Source organism: Streptomyces sp. NPDC058877 (assembly GCF_042742855.1).
GTDB lineage: Bacteria > Actinomycetota > Actinomycetes > Streptomycetales > Streptomycetaceae > Streptomyces.
Window position 1 is genome coordinate 26,776 of the sequence record NZ_JBHYMF010000023.1, and the last position, 14,451, is coordinate 41,226.

Annotated in this window: 15 protein-coding genes; 6 read left to right on the forward strand and 9 right to left on the reverse strand. The window is 67.3% G+C overall.

Going from position 1 to position 14,451, the window contains the following annotated elements; translation table 11 throughout:
• Positions 1-35: 35 nt before the first annotated feature.
• Together trxB and trxA are read left to right on the forward strand one after the other, a co-directional pair.
• Positions 36-1,001: a thioredoxin-disulfide reductase gene (trxB, locus tag ACFW2Y_RS08185; protein WP_384875239.1), complete on the forward strand. Its 966-nt coding sequence runs from the start codon at positions 36-38 to the stop codon at positions 999-1,001.
• A 44-nt stretch (positions 1,002-1,045) separates the two neighbouring features.
• Positions 1,046-1,378, forward strand: a complete 333-nt coding sequence (trxA, locus tag ACFW2Y_RS08190; protein ID WP_384875242.1) for a thioredoxin — start codon at positions 1,046-1,048, stop codon at positions 1,376-1,378.
• A 101-nt stretch (positions 1,379-1,479) separates the two neighbouring features.
• On the opposite strand, the gene ACFW2Y_RS08195 is transcribed toward trxA, so the two are convergent.
• From ACFW2Y_RS08195 to rpmH, 9 genes are all read right to left on the reverse strand, one after another.
• Positions 1,480-2,097 (reverse strand): GNAT family N-acetyltransferase, encoded by a 618-nt coding sequence (locus tag ACFW2Y_RS08195; RefSeq protein ID WP_384875245.1) that lies wholly within the window; start codon positions 2,095-2,097, stop codon positions 1,480-1,482.
• Positions 2,098-2,261: 164 nt separating this feature from the next.
• Positions 2,262-3,290 carry a ParB/RepB/Spo0J family partition protein gene (locus ACFW2Y_RS08200; protein ID WP_384875248.1) on the reverse strand — a complete coding sequence of 343 codons (1,029 nt, stop codon included), beginning with the start codon at positions 3,288-3,290 and terminating at the stop codon, positions 2,262-2,264.
• On the reverse strand, positions 3,287-4,363 hold the full coding sequence (locus tag ACFW2Y_RS08205; protein WP_384875322.1) for a ParA family protein: 1,077 nt from the start codon (positions 4,361-4,363) through the stop codon (positions 3,287-3,289). The genes ACFW2Y_RS08200 and ACFW2Y_RS08205 overlap by 4 nt, the downstream gene beginning before the upstream one ends.
• A 236-nt stretch (positions 4,364-4,599) precedes the next feature.
• A complete protein-coding gene (rsmG, locus tag ACFW2Y_RS08210; RefSeq protein ID WP_384875251.1) occupies positions 4,600-5,316 on the reverse strand; it encodes a 16S rRNA (guanine(527)-N(7))-methyltransferase RsmG in 717 nt (238 codons plus the stop codon).
• A gap of 117 nt (positions 5,317-5,433) precedes the next feature.
• Positions 5,434-5,946, reverse strand: a complete 513-nt coding sequence (locus ACFW2Y_RS08215) for a protein jag (RefSeq protein WP_384875253.1) — start codon at positions 5,944-5,946, stop codon at positions 5,434-5,436.
• Positions 5,947-5,975: 29 nt separating this feature from the next.
• Positions 5,976-7,307 (reverse strand): membrane protein insertase YidC, encoded by a 1,332-nt coding sequence (gene yidC, locus ACFW2Y_RS08220; RefSeq protein ID WP_384875256.1) that lies wholly within the window; start codon positions 7,305-7,307, stop codon positions 5,976-5,978.
• Positions 7,308-7,310: 3 nt separating this feature from the next.
• Positions 7,311-7,637 (reverse strand): membrane protein insertion efficiency factor YidD, encoded by a 327-nt coding sequence (gene yidD, locus ACFW2Y_RS08225; RefSeq protein WP_384875257.1) that lies wholly within the window; start codon positions 7,635-7,637, stop codon positions 7,311-7,313.
• Positions 7,634-8,005 (reverse strand): ribonuclease P protein component, encoded by a 372-nt coding sequence (gene rnpA, locus ACFW2Y_RS08230; protein ID WP_384875260.1) that lies wholly within the window; start codon positions 8,003-8,005, stop codon positions 7,634-7,636. Before rnpA ends, yidD begins: the two co-directional genes overlap by 4 nt.
• Positions 8,006-8,025: 20 nt before the next feature.
• A complete protein-coding gene (gene rpmH, locus ACFW2Y_RS08235) occupies positions 8,026-8,163 on the reverse strand; it encodes a 50S ribosomal protein L34 (RefSeq protein ID WP_015659252.1) in 138 nt (45 codons plus the stop codon).
• 396 nt (positions 8,164-8,559) lie between these two features.
• Between rpmH and dnaA the strand changes: the two genes are divergently transcribed.
• The 4 genes from dnaA to recF all read left to right on the forward strand — a co-directional run bounded on the left by dnaA (position 8,560) and on the right by recF (position 14,451).
• Complete coding sequence (dnaA, locus tag ACFW2Y_RS08240) at positions 8,560-10,332, forward strand: chromosomal replication initiator protein DnaA (protein WP_384875263.1); 1,773 nt, start codon at positions 8,560-8,562, stop codon at positions 10,330-10,332.
• An 818-nt stretch (positions 10,333-11,150) separates the two neighbouring features.
• Entirely contained in the window at positions 11,151-12,281 is a 1,131-nt protein-coding gene (gene dnaN, locus ACFW2Y_RS08245) for a DNA polymerase III subunit beta (protein WP_384875265.1), read from the forward strand.
• Between the two features lie 110 nt (positions 12,282-12,391).
• A complete protein-coding gene (gene gnd, locus ACFW2Y_RS08250; RefSeq protein ID WP_384875268.1) occupies positions 12,392-13,270 on the forward strand; it encodes a phosphogluconate dehydrogenase (NAD(+)-dependent, decarboxylating) in 879 nt (292 codons plus the stop codon).
• A 59-nt stretch (positions 13,271-13,329) separates the two neighbouring features.
• Complete coding sequence (gene recF / locus ACFW2Y_RS08255; RefSeq protein ID WP_384875271.1) at positions 13,330-14,451, forward strand: DNA replication/repair protein RecF; 1,122 nt, start codon at positions 13,330-13,332, stop codon at positions 14,449-14,451.

The following is a 14,451-nucleotide window of genomic DNA, read 5'->3' on the forward strand; positions in this document are numbered from 1 at the left end:
GGCAGTGGCAGTCTGCAGAGACGAGGAAGAAACCCGTGAGCGACGTCCGTAACGTGATCATCATCGGCTCCGGGCCCGCGGGTTACACCGCTGCGCTCTACACGGCCCGAGCGTCGCTGAAGCCCCTGGTCTTCGAGGGAGCCGTCACCGCAGGTGGCGCCCTGATGAACACGACCGAGGTCGAGAACTTCCCCGGCTTCCGTGACGGAATCATGGGTCCGGACCTGATGGACAACATGCGTGCCCAGGCCGAGCGCTTCGGCGCCGAGCTGGTCCCCGACGACGTCATCTCCGTGGACCTGACTGGTGACATCAAGACCGTCACCGACACCGCCGGCACCGTGCACCGCGCCAAGGCCGTGATCGTCACCACTGGGTCCCAGCACCGCAAGCTCGGTCTGCCCAATGAGGACGCGCTCTCGGGCCGTGGCGTCTCCTGGTGCGCCACCTGTGATGGGTTCTTCTTCAAGGACCAGGACATCGCGGTCGTCGGCGGCGGCGACACTGCGATCGAGGAAGCGACCTTCCTCTCGCGGTTCGCCAAGTCCGTCACGATCGTCCACCGCCGCGACACTCTCCGCGCTTCCAAGGCCATGCAGGAGCGCGCTTTCGCCGACCCGAAGATCTCGTTCGCCTGGGACAGCGAGGTCACTGAGATCCACGGCGAGCAGAAGCTCAGCGGCCTGACCCTGCGTGACACAAAGACCGGAGAGACCCGAGAGCTCCCTGTCACCGGCCTCTTCATCGCCGTTGGTCACGACCCGCGGACCGAGCTCTTCAAGGGCCAGTTGGAGCTGGACGAGGAGGGCTACCTCAAGGTGGCCGCACCGTCGACGCGTACGAACGTCACGGGCGTGTTCGGCGCGGGTGACGTCGTCGACCACACCTACCGCCAGGCCATCACGGCCGCCGGCACAGGCTGCTCCGCCGCGCTCGACGCCGAGCGCTTCCTGGCCGCTCTCGCCGACAGCGAGAAGCTGGCCGAGACCCCCGCGGTCTGACCCCTCTTCCCCACCCCACACCCCGCGAGATCAAGGAGGCCGCTGTGGCCCTGAAGACCGTGACCGACGCTTCCTTCGAAGACGACGTCCTCAAGAGCGACAAGCCCGTCCTGGTGGACTTCTGGGCGGCCTGGTGCGGCCCGTGCCGTCAGATCGCCCCGTCGCTGGAGGCCATCGCCGCCGAGCACGGCGAGATCGAGGTCGTGAAGCTCAACATCGACGAGAACCCGGAAACGGCCGCCAAGTACGGCGTCATGTCCATCCCGACGCTCAACGTCTACCAGGGTGGCGAGGTCGTGAAGACCATCGTCGGTGCCAAGCCCAAGGCCGCCATCCTGCGCGACCTCGCGGACTTCGTCGAGCCCACCACGGCCTGACACACACCACCGTTTCACGTGAAACACCGCGTGGAACACGAACGGCCCGCCCCGACAGGGGACGGGTCGTTCGTCTTTTTACTGCACCAGGCCATGCGGAACTAAAGAGGGCGCAGCACGGGCTCCTTCTTCACCACACCGAGCAGACGATCCCATGCCATCTCCACGTCTTCCTTCCAGGAAAGCGTGGTCCTGAGCTCCAGCCTCAGCCGGGGGAAGGCACGATGTGGGCGCACGGTCTTGAAGCCCACGGCAAGGAGATGGTCGGCCGGCAACACACAGGCCGGCTCCTTCCAACGGGCGTCACCGAAAGCCTCAATCGCTTTGAAGCCCCGCCTCATCACGTCCTTGGCCACGGTCTGCACCATCACGCGCCCCAGCCCCTGCCCCTGATAACTGGGCATGATCCATGCCGTCATCAGCTGGACGGCATCAGGCGACACCGGGCTCGTCGGAAAGGCGGTCGACCTCGGCACATAGGCCGGGGGAGCATAGAGGACGTACCCGACCGGCACCTCGTCGACATAGACCACCCGGCCGCAAGAGCCCCACTCAAGCAGAACGGCCGAGATCCAGGACTCCTTCTCCTGCTCCGAGCGTCCGACGTCCACCGCGGCCTCGCCGCTGACCGGGTCGAGTTCCCAGAAGACGCACGAGCGACACCGCTTGGGCAGATCCGGAAGGTTGTCCAGCGTGAGCGGTACGAGCCGACGCCCCACAGCTGCTCCTCGCTTCCTTCGGCATCGAGCGCGGATACGCCTCTCGGAATCGTAGCGATCGGGCGATCGAGGGGATACCGCTCATAGTCAAAGGGCGGGCCATGTGTCGGTGCTGACCGGAACGTGGCCCGCCCTTTGACGGCCTTAGCGAGCAGGAAGAAACATCAGCCCTCGTCATCCTTGCGGCCCATGACCCGGCCCTCTCCGGGAGCCAGCGTGGAGAGGATCCGGTCCAAGTCGTCCATGGAGGCGAACTCGACGACGATCTTTCCCTTCTTCTGCCCCAGGTCGACCTTCACACGGGTCTCGAAGCGGTCCGAAAGCCGAGTAGCAAGGTCCATGAGCGCCGGCGATACCCGAGCACCGGCACGCGGCCCCTTCGGCTTGACCGCAGCCGCAGGTTCCTCGGAGCCCATGAGACTCACGATCTCCTCGACGCTCCGCACCGACAGGCCCTCGGCGACGATGCGGGACGCCAGCTTGTCCTGGGCCTCCGAATCCTCCACGCCGAGCAAGGCCCTTGCATGCCCGGCCGAGAGCACCCCGGCGGCGACCCTCCGCTGCACCGGCAGAGAGAGGCGAAGCAAGCGCAGCGTGTTGGAGATCTGCGGGCGGGACCGCCCGATCCGCTCCGCAAGCTGGTCATGAGTGCAGCCGAAGTCCTTGAGGAGCTGCTCATAGGCGTGAGCCTCCTCGATCGCGTTCAGCTGAGCCCGATGAAGGTTCTCAAGGAGCGCGTCCAAGAGCATCTTCTCGTCATCTGTATCCCTGACGATCGCCGGAATCCGGTCCAGGCCGGCTTCCTTCGATGCCCGCAGACGACGCTCGCCCATGACGAGCTCGTAGTCCTCCCCACCGGTCTTACGCACCACCACGGGTTGCAGCAGACCGACCTCCTTGATGGAGGTGACGAGCTCAGCCAGCGCGTCCTCGTCAAAAGCCTCACGCGGCTGATGCCGGTTGGGAGCGATGGAGCTGACCGGAAGCTCGGTGAAGTAGGCACCTGCCGGAGGCTCCGGCCGAACGACCTCCTCGGCCTCGTTCCACGATGCCGTGGATTCCGGGGGCTGCGGACTCTGCGGCAGTGTCGTCAGCTTCGCGGCGGCCACTCCCCGCTCCACCTGCCGCTCCTGCGGTGCAGCAGGAATCAGTGCACCGAGCCCACGCCCCAGTCCCCTACGTCGCTCACTCACTGGATGCCCTCCGACATGCTGCGCTGGTTGTTCTGGTGCCCTACACGGGAGTGCTGCGGGTCGTATGGGACGGCAACCCCCCGCAGGGCGATCTCGCGGGCCGCTTCGAGATAGGAAAGGGCGCCGCTGGAGCCCGGGTCATAGGTAAGAACCGTCTGCCCGTAGCTCGGCGCTTCCGAGATGCGAACGGATCGAGGAATGCTGGTCCGCAGCACCTCCTCGGCAAAGTGGCTGCGCACCTCGTCAGCGACCTGAGAGGCAAGCCTCGTCCGGCCGTCATACATCGTGAGCAGAATCGTGGAGACGTGAAGTGCCGGGTTGAGATGGCCTCGCACCAGATCGACGTTGCGCAGGAGCTGCCCCAGACCCTCCAGCGCGTAGTACTCGCACTGGATCGGGATCAGGACCTCCGCGCCGGCCACCATGGCATTGACGGTGAGGAGACCGAGCGAGGGCGGGCAGTCGATCAGGATGTAGTCCAGTGGCTGCTCATACGCCTGGATCGCACGCTGCAGACGGCTCTCCCGCGCAACCAGCGACACCAGCTCGATCTCTGCTCCGGCGAGATCAATGGTGGCAGGAGCACAGAAGAGGCCCTCGACGTCCCTGACCGGCTGAACCACGTCGGAGAGTGGCTTGCTGTCCACCAGAACGTCGTAGATCGAAGGGACCTCGGCGTGGTGGTCGATGCCGAGAGCGGTGGAGGCATTGCCCTGCGGGTCCAGGTCGATGACCAGGACCCGGGCCCCGTGTAGTGCCAGGGACGCAGCAAGGTTGACCGTCGTGGTCGTCTTGCCCACGCCGCCCTTCTGGTTGGCAACCACCATCACGCGAGTCTGGGCCGGACGGGGGAGTCCCTCACCAGCACGACCCAGCGCCGCTACTGCCAGTTGGGCAGCACGACCGATGGGGGTGTCGTCCATCGGGGGCGGTGTTTCACGTGAAACATCTTCCCCCGCCGATTCGGTTCGGGGACCGGGGACCGGATCGGTCATCGGTCCCGCGATGTTGGCGTCGGACCGCAAGGATTCACTCTCCTCGGCTTCAGGCTCGCGATGGGGAGAGCCTGCCATGCTTTCGGGGTCACGAACCAGCGAGGTCGGCGGTTCTGTGGGCGAATCCACCTCTGTGGACAACCCGGTACCCCTCGCGAGTGGTTTCACGCGGGGCCTGCGGTCCCGTGGCACGGCTGCCGCGCGGCCGCGGCTGATGATCCCCTGCAGCAGTGAGCGACGTTTCACGTGAAACACCATGCCGCTGCTGCCCTGCCGGAACCGCTCGACACTCCGAAATGGTACGTATGCGACTCTTAGCGGCGCCTTCGGGTCTTACTGGTCCGTGCGGCCTTGGCCCGCTTGGCTGCGAACCGCACACCGCCGGGGCTCTCGCCCACCTCTACCCGGACGACCGTGGACATCGGATCGACAATGCCCTCGCCCACCTGAAGCACCGAGGTCTCCACCACCCCGAGCCGAGAGAGTGCGGCACGGGCGCCATCGATCTCTTCCTGCGCGGTGTCCCCCTTGAGCGCCAGCATCTCTCCGTAGGGACGCAACAGGGGGACACCCCAGCCGGCCAGCCGGTCAAGAGGAGCCACGGCACGCGCAGTGACCACGTGCACGGGGGTGATCTTTCCGAGCATCTCCTCCGCACGCCCCCGAACCACCGTCACATGGTCAAGGCCAAGCAACTCGACGACCTCCTGGAGGAAGTTCGTCCGACGAAGGAGCGGCTCCAGAAGAGTGATCTTCAAGTCGGGCCGGACCAGAGCCAGCGGAATGCCGGGCAACCCGGCACCCGAGCCCACGTCGCACACGGTGACGCCCTCGGGAACGACCTCCGACAGGACGGCACAGTTCAGCAGATGGCGTTCCCAGAGACGTGGAACCTCACGCGGACCGATCAGACCGCGCTTCACACCCGCATCCGCAAGGAGCTCCGCATACCGCACGGCCTCCGGGAAGTACTCTCCGAAGACTGTCCGCGCCTGCTCCGGAGCCTCGGGGAGCTCCGCTGCCTCCGTCACGGGAACCGTCCTTCCGTACCGCACGCCTCGCGTGCGAGCGCACTGTGGTGGCTGACTATCAGGCTGACAAAGATCGGCCCCGCCTGCGAACAGACGGGGCCGACACTGCGTGGGGGTTCAGGCCGGGAGTACGACGACGAAGCGCTGCGGCTCCTCGCCCTCGGACTCGCTGCGCAGACCGGCTGCGGCGATCGCGTCATGCACGACCTTGCGCTCGAACGGCGTCATCGGGTCCAGCTTGACCGGCTCGCCGGAGGCCTTCACCTCAGCGGCGGCCTTGGCTCCCAGCTCGGCGAGCTCAGCACGCTTCTTGGCCCGGAAGCCGGCGATGTCGAGCATCAGACGACTGCGGTCACCGGTCTCCCGGTGCACTGCCAAGCGGGTCAGCTCCTGGAGCGCCTCCAGAACCTCACCGTCGCGGCCCACGAGCTTCTGCAGGTCACGACTTCCGGAGTCGCTGATGATCGAGACCGCGGCCCGGTCCGCCTCGACGTCCATGTCGATGTCGCCGTCGAGGTCAGCGATGTCGAGCAGACCTTCGAGGTAGTCGGCCGCGATCTCACCCTCCTGCTCCAGGCGGGTCAGGGTGTCGCCACCCTCGGCGGCGGCGGAGGTGGTGCCTTCCGTCACGGATGGACTCCTTCTTGCTTCGGGGAGGCTTACTTCTTGGAGGACGGGTGCTTGGGCCGCTGCTGGCCCTTGCGCTGACCGGACTTGCCCTGACGCGAGCCACCGGAGTTGGCACGGCTCGGACGGGCGGGCCTGTCGCCCTGGGTCTCGTCCTTCACCTCGTTCTTCGCGTCGCTGGCACCAGCCCTGGCCGACCCCTGGAGCTTCTTCTCGAGCGAGGGGGTCGCCTTGCCGGCGGTCGACTCGGAGTCTTCCTCGGCTTCCTTCGCCGTGGTCTGCTGGGTTCCGGCCGCCTGGCGCTGGGCCTTGCTCTGGCGCTTGGGCTGCTGGCGCTTGGCGGTGGCGCCGCCCTCGGCCTCGGCCACGAGGGTGTCGCCCTTGATCACGGTGCCGTCGGCCTGGGCGGCGAAGCCGGCCTTGGAGAGGCCCGTGAAGAAGCGACGCTCGTTCTCGTTGCGGTCGCCGCCCTTGGCGACGATCACCTTGACGATGGTCTTCCGGCGGCGTCCGCGGACCTCACCGTGATGGGCGATGCTCTTGAGCAGGCGCTGCAGGTACGCGTCCTGGGCCTTGCTTCCCGGAGTCGGGTTCTGGTTGATCACGTACATCTGCTGGCCCATGGTCCACACGTTGGTGGTCAGCCAGTAGACGAGGACACCGACGGGGAAGTTGACACCCATGACGGCGAAGATCACCGGGAAGATGTACATGAGCATCTTCTGCTGCTGCATGTACGGGGTCTTCACCGTGAGGTCGACGTTCTTCATCATCAGCTGGCGCTGGGTGAAGAACTGCGAGGCCGACATCAGGATGATCATGACCGCGGTGACGATGCGCACATCGGTCAGCGAGGCGTCGAGCGCAGCGACCTTCTCGGCGCTGTCCGTGAACTTGGCGGCCAGCGGGGCACCGAAGATGTGGGCCTGACGGGCGCTGGCGAGCAGCGGGCCGTCGATGACGCCGATCTCCTTGCCCGAGGCGATCGACGAGAGCACGTGGTAGAGGGCGAAGAAGAAGGGCGACTGCGCCAGGATGGGAAGGCACGAGGAGAGCGGGTTGGTGCCCGTCTCCTTGTACAGCTTCATCATCTCTTCGGACTGACGCTGCTTGTCGCTCTTGTAGCGCTCCTGGATCGCCTTCATCTTCGGCTGGAGCGCCTGCATGTTCCGCGTCGACTTGATCTGCTTCACGAAGAGCGGAATCAGGCAGATACGGATCAGCACCACCAGGGACACGATGGACAGTCCCCAGGCCCAGCCCGTGTCAGGGCCGAAGACGGCCCCGTACATCTTGTGGAACTGGACGATGACCCAGGAAACGGGCCAGGTGATGAAGCTGAACAGACTGGCAATCGTGTCCACTAATCAGGCTCCTTGAGCATTGGGCGAGGTCTCGGCGGCCGGGCTCGTCTCGGCGGCGGAGCCGCCCTTGTCACCGCGCAGCGCGTTCCTCAGCATCTCGTGCCAACGGGGGCGCTTACGCGGGGGGACGTGATCCACGCCGCCGGGCGACCACGGATTGCACCGCAGGATGCGCCAGGCGGTCAGGGCCGTGCCCTTGATCGCGCCATGCCGGTCGATGGCCGTGAATCCATAGTGGGAACACGACGGGTAGTACCGGCAGACGGGGCCCAGGAGCGGGCTGATCGTCCACTGGTACAGCTTGATGAGAGCCAGCAGCGGGTACTTCATCGCGTGCCCCCTCCCAGCAGCCGCCGGAGAGCGGCGTCCAGGTCTCGGGCCAGCTGTGCATGGTCGGCGTCGCCGGCTCCGGGCAACGCCCGTACGACCACCAGGCTACCGGGGGGCAGCTCGGAGAGGCGTTCTCGGACGAGATGGCGCAGGCGTCGCTTGACCTGGTTGCGTACGACCGCACCGCCCACGGCCTTGCTCACGACGAAACCCGCACGCGTCGGGGGAGCGCTCTCCCCAGGCGCGTGCGGGTCCGTTGCACCGCTGCGTAGGTGGACGACGAGGAGCGGGCGACCGGCCCGGCGACCTCGGCGTACCGCGGTTGCGAAGTCCTCGCGCCGCCTCAGCCGATTCTCGGTAGGCAGCACGTCATGACCTGTTTAGTGGATCAGGCGGACAGGCTCGCGCGACCCTTGGCGCGGCGGTTCGCCAGGATGGCGCGGCCGGCACGGGTGCGCATGCGCAGGCGGAAGCCGTGGGTCTTCGCGCGACGACGGTTGTTCGGCTGGAAGGTGCGCTTGCTCACTCGGGGGCTCCAGAAATGATTCGTAGATGGCGGGACATCGCCTGGCTGTCACCGTGCGCCCACGAGTAGCTCGCAATACGCCCGAGTGCACCGCTTCACGATCACTGACCATGATCTTTGCCCATCGGAGGCAGGCGGCAGCAGCCATCGACAACTCGACCTGGTTACGGTACGCGCGGCTACGCCATCCGGTCAAACCGGCCTGTCGCCATCCCCCATTGTGCACAGCCTGTGGACAACAACTTGAACCACGTCATCTGCCCCGACTACCGTGGACGGTCTCCACAATCTTTTCCGTTCTGTCCTCACCTGTCCTCAACGGACACGTCCTCATGAACTTCGACCCACTGTCCCCGAGCACCACTCCATCGTGGGACCTGCGAGAAAGCGTGCCCTGTGGCTGACGTACCTGCCGATCTTGCCGCAGTGTGGCCACGCGTCCTGGAGCAGTTGCTCGCAGAAGGGCAACAGGGGATCGAGGCCAAGGACAAACAGTGGATCGAGCGCTGCCAGCCGCTCGCCCTCGTCGCCGACACCGCCCTCCTCGCAGTGCCCAACGAGTGGGGCAAGCGCGTGCTGGAAGGCCGGCTCGCCCCGCTGATCAGCGAGACGCTCAGCCATGAGTGCGGACGACCGATCAGAATCGCGATCACCGTCGACGACTCCGTCGGCGGCGAGCCCACGCCGCCGGCGCCCCCCTCCCAGCAGCCGCAGCAGCCGCGCTACGACGAGCGCGCGCAGTCCGATGCCTACGAGGGGTACGGCCACCGGTCGATGTCCGACGACGGGCTGCCGACCGCACGCCCGGCCTACCCGGACTACCAGCAGCCCCGCCCCGTCCCCGGGTCCTGGCCGCGCCCCCAGGAAGACCTCTCCTGGCAACAGCCGCGGCTCGGCGGCTACCAGGAGCGCGCCCCGTACACCGGCCCGGAACAGTCCCGGCAGCCGCGGTACGAAGAGCCGACCCGCGGCTACGAGCCGCAGCGGTCCGAGCGCGCCGAGCTGGCCGACCCGCAGGGCCACGTTCCCCGGCCCGGCCCCCGACCGGGCGGTCCGGTGCCCGGGCCGATCGGCGTGCCGGGGGGCGGCCCCGGTTCCTCGCCCTCGGGGCAGGGCTCCGGTGCGCCGAACGAGCAGCACGCACGGCTGAACCCCAAGTACCTCTTCGACACCTTCGTCATCGGTTCCTCGAACCGGTTCGCGCACGCCGCCGCCGTCGCGGTGGCCGAGGCGCCGGCGAAGGCGTACAACCCGCTCTTCGTCTACGGGGAGTCGGGGCTCGGCAAGACCCACCTGTTGCACGCGATCGGACACTACGCACGGAGCCTCTATCCGGGCACGCGCGTGCGGTACGTGAGCTCCGAGGAGTTCACCAACGAGTTCATCAACTCGATCCGCGACGGCAAGGGCGACGCCTTCCGGAAGCGGTACCGGGACGTGGACATCCTGCTGGTCGACGACATCCAGTTCCTGGCGAGCAAGGAGTCGACGCAGGAGGAGTTCTTCCACACCTTCAACACGCTGCACAACGCGAACAAGCAGATCGTGCTCTCCTCGGACCGGCCGCCCAAGCAGCTGGTGACCCTGGAGGACCGGCTCCGCAACCGCTTCGAGTGGGGTCTCACCACCGATGTGCAGCCGCCGGAACTGGAGACGCGCATCGCGATCCTCCGCAAGAAGGCGGTGCAGGAGCAGCTCAACGCCCCACCGGAGGTGCTGGAGTTCATCGCCTCCCGGATCTCACGGAACATCCGTGAGCTGGAGGGCGCGCTGATCCGGGTGACGGCCTTCGCGAGCCTCAATCGGCAGCCGGTGGACCTCGGACTCACCGAGATCGTCCTCAAGGACCTGATCCCGGGCGGCGAGGACAGCGCCCCGGAGATCACCGCACCCGCGATCATGGCGGCCACCGCCGACTACTTCGGGCTGACGGTGGAGGACCTCTGCGGGTCCTCGCGCAGCCGCGTCCTGGTGACGGCCCGGCAGATCGCCATGTACCTGTGCCGTGAGCTCACGGACCTGTCGCTGCCGAAGATCGGTGCACAGTTCGGCGGGCGCGACCACACGACGGTGATGCACGCGGACCGCAAGATCCGTGCCCTGATGGCGGAGCGTCGCTCCATCTACAACCAGGTCACCGAGCTCACCAACCGCATCAAGAACGGCTGACGCGGGCTTCTGCGACCTCCACACGGCCTCTTCGAGGGCGCCCCGGGACACCTCCTGGGGCGCCCTCCGTCGTTCCCAGGGCCCACAGCCACCACGGCCCTGTTCGATTACTCCGACTCGGTGGCAAGTTCTCCACAGATCGGGGGACGGCCTCCCATCCACAGGGTGGGGACTATCGAGTTATCCGAGCTGTGTCCACAGGCAGACCTGACAACAGATCATCATCCCAGGTCAGCCCCTTGTGGATTTGTGAGCAAAGGATGCCCACAGCCTGTGGATGAATCCTTCGTCCACAGGCGGCTGGGATAGTTGTCCACTGGCCGCCCACAGGCAGTAGCCAGTTGCCCACAGCTTCTCCACACCGCTGTCCACTGTTCGGCAACGCAACACCCTCGCTCACCGAGTCGAGTGAAAGCGGTCACATCAAGAGGGAGGTTTGGGCTGTGGGGAACCTGGGGAAAGCTGGGGACAGCGCTGGGGAGAACTCCCCATGTCCTGTGTATCGGGTGTGCAGAACTTTCGTGTGTCCACAGAGACCCCTGGTTGTCCACGGGTTCTGCCCACAGGCGCAGTGGACAAAAAATCGCTTCTGACCTGCGATGACGACGTTATCCACGGTTTCCACAGGCCCTACTACTACTCCCACATAGAGTTAGCCCGGAATTCGCTTCGAAGTGGGACCTGTGCACAACTCGGCGCCGGAGCTCCGGCATGCCCTTGTCACGACTTGACCCCGAGCCGCACCGAGTGCCGGTGGCGTACGTCAGACTGGTTCCCGCAGTCGACGAAGAGCCAGCAACAAGCAGGAGGCGGTTCCGGTGAAGATCCGGGTGGAGCGCGATGTACTCGCGGAGGCGGTGGCCTGGGTGGCCCGCAGCCTCCCGGCCCGTCCGCCGGCGCCCGTGCTCGCGGGCCTTCTCCTGAAGGCCGAGGACGGCGCGCTGAGCTTCTCCAGCTTCGACTACGAGGTCTCCGCCCGGGTCTCGGTCGAGGCCGAGGTGGAAGAGGACGGCACCGTCCTCGTCTCCGGCCGGCTGCTCGCCGACATCTGCCGTGCTCTCCCCAACCGTCCCGTTGAGATTTCCACAGACGGTGTACGGGCGACCGTGGTCTGCGGCTCTTCCCGCTTCACCCTCCACACCCTGCCTGTGGAGGAGTACCCGGCACTGCCGGCGATGCCCACCGCGACCGGCACCGTTCCCGGTGAGGTCTTCGCCTCCGCCGCCGCGCAGGTCGCCATCGCCGCCGGCCGTGACGACACGCTGCCCGTCCTCACCGGCGTCCGCATCGAGATCGAGGGCGACACCGTCACCCTGGCCTCCACCGACCGCTACCGCTTCGCGGTCCGCGAGTTCCTGTGGAAGCCGGAGTCCCCGGACGCCTCCGCGGTCGCCCTGGTGCCCGCGAAGACCCTTCTGGACACGGCCAAGGCGCTCACCAGCGGCGACACCGTCACCCTGGCGCTCTCCGGCTCCGGTCAGGGCGAGGGCCTGATCGGTTTCGAGGGCGCGGGCCGCCGCACCACCACCCGCCTGCTCGAGGGCGACCTGCCGAAGTACCGGACGCTCTTCCCCACCGAGTTCAACTCGGTGGCCGTGATCGAGACCGCCCCCTTCGTCGAGGCCGTCAAGCGCGTGGCCCTGGTCGCCGAGCGCAACACCCCGGTCCGGCTCAGCTTCGAGCAGGGCGTGCTGATCCTGGAGGCGGGCTCCAGCGACGATGCACAGGCTGTGGAGCGCGTCGACGCCCAGCTCGAGGGCGACGACATCTCGATCGCCTTCAACCCGACCTTCCTCCTGGACGGTCTGAGCGCGATCGACTCGCCGGTCGCCCAGCTCTCCTTCACCACCTCCACGAAGCCGGCGCTCCTGAGCGGCAAGCCGGCGCTCGACGCGGAGGCGGACGAGGCCTACAAGTACCTGATCATGCCGGTGCGTCTCAGCGGCTGACGGCCTCCACCGGGGACATCGCCTGAGCGGCTGACCCCACAGGTGTGCACCCGGGTCCGGGCGTAGGCTCGGACCCGGGTAAACCGCACACGACGCTTAAGGAATCTCTGATGGAGCTCGGTCTCGTCGGTCTCGGCAAGATGGGCGGCAACATGCGCGAGCGCATCCGCCGCGCAGGCCACACCGTCATCGGATACGACCGCAATCCGGACCTCGCCGATGTCCACAGCCTGGAAGAGCTTGTGGGCAAGCTCAAGGGGCCGCGCGTCGTGTGGGTCATGGTTCCGGCGGGTGCCGCGACCCAGTCCACCATCGACGAGCTGGCGAACCTGCTGTCCCCCGGCGACATCGTCGTGGACGGCGGGAACTCCCGCTGGACCGATGACGAGAAGCACGCTGAGGAGCTCGCCGCCAAGGGCATCGGTTTCGTCGACTGCGGCGTTTCCGGCGGCGTCTGGGGCCTGGAGAACGGCTACGCGCTGATGTACGGCGGCGACGCCGAGCACGTGGCGCGGGTCCAGCCGATCTTCGACGCGCTCAAGCCCGAGGGTGACTTCGGTTCGGTGCACGCGGGCAAGGTCGGCGCCGGCCACTTCGCGAAGATGGTTCACAACGGCATCGAGTACGCGATGATGCAGGCCTACGCCGAGGGCTGGGAGCTCCTGGAGAAGGTCGACTCCGTCACCGACGTGCGCGAGGTCTTCCGCTCGTGGCAGGAGGGCACGGTCATCCGTTCCTGGCTGCTCGACCTCGCGGTGAACGCGCTGGACGAGGACGAGCACCTGGAGAAGTTGAGGGGCTACGCGCAGGACTCCGGTGAGGGCCGGTGGACGGTCGAGGCCGCCATCGACAACGCCGTTCCGCTGCCGGCGATCACCGCATCGCTGTTCGCGCGGTTCGCCTCCCGCCAGGACGACTCCCCGCAGATGAAGATGATCGCCGCGCTGCGCAACCAGTTCGGTGGCCACGCGGTCGAGACGAAGAAGTAATCCACAGGCTGTGCACCCCGCGGTGCACAGCCGCCGGGGGAAGAAGGTCAGCGCCCACCATGCACGTCACGCACCTCTCGCTGGCCGACTTCCGCTCCTACGCCCGGGTCGAGGTCCCGCTCGATCCGGGCGTCACCGCTTTCGTGGGCGCCAATGGCCAGGGGAAGACCAATCTGGTCGAGGCCGTGGGCTACTTGGCGAACCTCGGCAGCCATCGTGTCGCCTCCGACGCCCCGCTGGTCCGGATGGGAGCCGAGCGGGCCGTCATCCGGGCCGCTGTCACCCAGGGCGAGCGCTCCCAACTGGTCGAGCTCGAACTCAACCCGGGCCGTGCCAACCGGGCCCGGATCAATAGGTCCTCGCAGGTCAGACCACGTGACGTACTGGGCATCGTACGGACCGTCCTGTTCGCCCCCGAGGACCTCGCCCTGGTCAAGGGCGACCCGGGTGAGCGCCGGCGCTTCCTCGACGAGCTGATCACGGCGCGTGCGCCGCGCATGGCGGGCGTGCGCTCCGACTACGAGCGCGTGCTCAAACAGCGCAACACGCTCCTGAAATCGGCCGCGATGGCCCGGCGGCACGGTGGCCGGGGCATGGACCTGTCCACCCTGGACGTGTGGGACCAACACCTGGCCGGGGCCGGAGCCGAACTGCTGGCCCAGCGCCTCGACCTGATCGGCGTGCTGCAGCCGCTCGCCGACAAGGCCTACGACCAGCTCGCACCCGGTGGGGGGCCGATCCTGCTGGAGTACCGCCCCTCCGCTCCGGGCGGTGGGCACACTCGCGAGGAGCTGTACGGGCAACTGATCGCCGCCCTCGCCGAGGTCCGCAAGCAGGAGATCGAGCGGGGCGTCACACTGGTCGGACCGCACCGGGACGAGCTCCTCCTGAAGCTGGGCGAGCTGCCGGCGAAGGGGTACGCGAGCCACGGCGAGTCCTGGTCGTACGCGCTCGCGCTGCGGCTGGCCTCGTACGACCTGCTGAGGGCCGAGGGGAACGAGCCCGTCCTGGTCCTCGACGACGTCTTCGCCGAGCTCGACGCACGGCGCCGCGAGCGGCTCGCGGAACTGGTGGCACCGGGTGAGCAGGTGCTCGTCACGGCGGCGGTGGACGACGACGTGCCGGGCGCGCTGGTGGGCACCCGGTACGCGGTGTCCGGCGGAACGGTGGAACGGGTGTGA